Origin of the sequence: Pseudosulfitobacter sp. DSM 107133, assembly GCF_022788695.1 — a bacterium.
Lineage (GTDB): Bacteria > Pseudomonadota > Alphaproteobacteria > Rhodobacterales > Rhodobacteraceae > Pseudosulfitobacter.
Map to the genome: position 1 here is coordinate 322,615 of NZ_CP085155.1, position 1,894 is coordinate 324,508.

Annotated in this window: 1 protein-coding gene; it reads right to left on the bottom strand. The window is 62.3% G+C overall.

From position 1 onward, the window contains the following. Positions 1 to 1,863 (bottom strand): HlyD family efflux transporter periplasmic adaptor subunit, encoded by a 1,863-nt coding sequence (locus DSM107133_RS19255; RefSeq protein WP_114295155.1) that lies wholly within the window; start codon positions 1,861 to 1,863, stop codon positions 1 to 3. Positions 1,864 to 1,894: the final 31 nt, after the last annotated feature.

A 1,894-nucleotide genomic window follows, 5' to 3' on the forward strand; every position in this document is an offset into this window, starting at 1 on the left:
TCAGGGCCTCCAGCGCCAGAAGGCCAGTTTTGCCCAGTTTATCAGCGGACGAGTCCAGACCTGGATCAGCAGGCGCTCGTCGATATCGGTGCGTGCGACGCCCTCCATGCTGGGGCGCAAACGCGGATCACTGTCCAGCAGCGTGGCATCCACACGAAAGAAATTGCGCCCGTCCGCCTGCGCCGAAATCGGGGTGATCCGGTCGACCCGGTAAGCCAGTGGCACATCGGGCAGCGACGACACGCGCAACAGACCGGTCTGGCCCGCTTCGATTTCAGACAGATCGCCTTCGTCCACTTCCATTACCACGCGGTAGGCATCCAGCGGCGCAATCTGGAACAATTGCTCGCCGCGCTCGACCGTCGCGCCAATGGATTGGCTCAGGTCCCCCGACACCACCACGCCCGAAAACGGCGCCTTGACCTCGGTACGCGCAATCTGTTCGTCGACCAGCGCTATCTGGCTTTCGATCTGGCGGATCTGGGTTTCGATGATATTGGCCTGTGCCCGTTCACGGTCGGCCAGCGCCTGATCATATTCCGCCTGCCGTTGCCCGCGCGATGTCACCAGACGCAGCCGTTCGAGTGCAAGATCGCGGTCATCCAGCCGGGCCAGCACCTGTCCTTTTTCCACCAGCGCCCCGGCCTGCACCATTTCATCGGCCAGATAGCCGTTGAACGGCGCCACGATCGTACGCTGAACCGACCCCTGTATCGCTGCCGGTGCAGTGATCGTGAAGGTTGTTGTCGCGGTGTAGAAATACCAGACCAGCGCGACAAAGATAACCGTGGACAGCTTGTAGCCAAAGTTGCTGGGGCCAAGCAGGCTTTTCAACTGGTTGCCCAGCACCTCGAAGATTTTGAACACCAGCCAGCGGTCATTGCGCCGTTTTTCTTCAAGCACAGGGCCGACAATGGTCGCCACCGCGTCCACCAGTTCGACGGTGTCGTCGTCGAACCCGTCGGAGCCGTGTTTTTCAAGGTTCAGCGCGCCAATGATCCGGCCATCGTATTGAATGGGCACGCTCAGCACATGGTCCGCCTTGTGACTGCGTGCCAGTTCTTCATGGGCCAGCGTCACGCGGTAATCCCAGGTGGCACGCGGCGGGTATAGCACGATGGCTTCCTGATCAATCGCCTCGTCCATCGCGCTGCGAATGTTGCGCATCAGGCTCAGCCGCTTGCCAAACCCCGATGCGTGGCTGACCGCGCGCACCCGCGCACCGCCGCGCCGCACAAAGCCGATGCTGACGGGATCGCAGCCAAGCCTGCGCGCCAGTTCCGTCACCAGCGCATTCGTTGCGCCACTGATACCCTTTTGCTCAAGCACGGTCGCCAGCATCTCAAGTGCCGTCGCGGTGCGGGCCTGTAGCTTTTCAAATGACGCACCCTGATCGCGGCGCAGCAGCACCTCGATCCAGCCCGCACCCCAGCGCAAATGACGGATCACCTCGGCCGGCGCCATGCCGTCTGCCGCGACCGTAATCGCGATGCCGCCATACAGTTGGTCATCCAGCAGGAACGGCAGGGCAATTGCATTCTCGCCCTGTTCCTGCGCCAATACCGGCTGGCGTTTGCCAAGGGCGCGCTCTGCGATGGCCATGACCGCAGGGCCAACCGTTTTCTCTTCGGGCCAATGCGCGGCGGGGGCAAAGGGGCCTGTATCAGGATCGCCAAGAACGGCAACCGCCGACACCGCCCCGTTGATATTGCGGCACAGCAGGGCAAGCCAGGTGCCGACAAACTCTTCGGCCGATGCCGCGTTCGAAAACTGCGTCCACAGCGCCTGGTCGAAGATGGCATAGCTGACCTGTCCGGTCGTATCGGCGCGCTTGGCCTGATCGGCGGGCGTATCGGTCGTCATATTTGTCCGGTTTCCCCCCGATCAGGTGCCA